The sequence below is a fragment of the Streptomyces sp. NPDC006610 genome, from assembly GCF_040611575.1.
In the GTDB taxonomy this organism is placed as follows: Bacteria; Actinomycetota; Actinomycetes; order Streptomycetales; family Streptomycetaceae; genus Streptomyces.
In genome coordinates, this window is record NZ_JBEXOP010000103.1 from 1 (window position 1) to 1,252 (window position 1,252).

Genomic DNA, 1,252 nt, shown 5'->3' on the forward strand with positions numbered 1-1,252 from the left:
GTCGCCGAGACGGGCGCCACCCACGAGGGCAACTCCATTCTGCGCGGCGGGGAGTGAGCGATGCGCTTCCGCCATCCGGACGGCACCACCGTCCACCTCGCCTACTGCACCAACGTGCACCCCGCCGAGACCCTCGACGGCGTCCTCGCCCAGCTCCGGGACCACTGCGAACCCGTCCGTCTCCGTCTCGGCCGCGACCGCCTCGGCATCGGCCTGTGGCTCGCCAGAGACGCGGCCCGCACGATGATCAACGACCCCTCCGCCTTGCGGGCCCTTCGCGCGGAGCTGAAGCACCGACGCCTGGAGGTCGTCACCCTCAACGGCTTCCCCTACGAGGGCTTCGGCGCCGGCGAGGTCAAGTACCGCGTCTACAAGCCCGATTGGGCGGACCCCGAACGCCTCCAGTACACCGCCGATCTGGCCCGCCTGCTGACCGAACTCCTGCCGGACGACGTCGCCGAGGGCAGCATCTCCACCCTCCCGCTCGCCTGGCGGACCTCGTACGACCATCCGTCGGCCGTGGTCGCCAAGCGGGCGCTCTCCTCCTTGGCCGAATTCCTCGACACCATGGAGCGGTTCACGGGACGGTCCATCCGCATCGGCCTGGAGCCGGAGCCGGGCTGCGCGGTGGAGACCACGGCCGATGCGATCGGCCCTCTCTCCGAAATCGGCCACGACCGGATCGGAGTCTGCGTCGACACCTGCCACCTCGCCACCTCCTTCGAAGTCCCGGCAACCGCGTTCGGCGCGCTGCAGGCCGCCGACATCCGCATCGTCAAGGCTCAGTTGTCGGCCGCCCTGCATGTACAGGAGCCGCACCTGCCCGAGGCGCGCCGGGCGCTGGCGGCCTTCGACGAGCCCCGCTTCCTGCACCAGACGCGGGTGAGGACGGAGACCGGACTGCGAGGCGTCGACGATGTGGGGGAGGCCCTGCGCCTGGGAGGCCTGCCGGTCGGCGCACCCTGGCGCGCCCACTTCCACATCCCCCTGCACGCGGTCTCCTCCGGGCCGTTGACCTCCACGCGACCTGCGCTTCAGGACTGCCTGACGCATCTGGTCGGCGGGCCCGTCGCGCGTACGCATCACTTGGAGGTCGAGACGTACACGTGGCAGGCCCTGCCGCCCTCGTTGCGACCGCTCGACCGTGCGGGCCTGAACGACGGCATCGCCGCCGAACTGACCCTCGCGCGTGACCTGCTGACCGATCTCGGCCTCAAGGAGCTGCCATGACCCGCCCCGAGGGCCCCACCCC

1 protein-coding gene is annotated in these 1,252 nt (G+C 71.2%); it reads left to right on the forward strand.

The window, feature by feature from the left end; translation table 11 throughout:
• Positions 1-60: 60 nt before the first annotated feature.
• Complete coding sequence (gene eboE / locus ABZY13_RS33485) at positions 61-1,230, forward strand: metabolite traffic protein EboE (RefSeq protein ID WP_356637589.1); 1,170 nt, start codon at positions 61-63, stop codon at positions 1,228-1,230.
• The last annotated feature ends 22 nt before the right edge of the window (positions 1,231-1,252 follow it).

Excerpts from the sequence above, each read along its gene's own strand:
- eboE (WP_356637589.1), top strand. The coding sequence starts at position 61 with ATGCGCTTCCGCCATCCGGACGGCACCACCGTCCACCTCGCCTACTGC.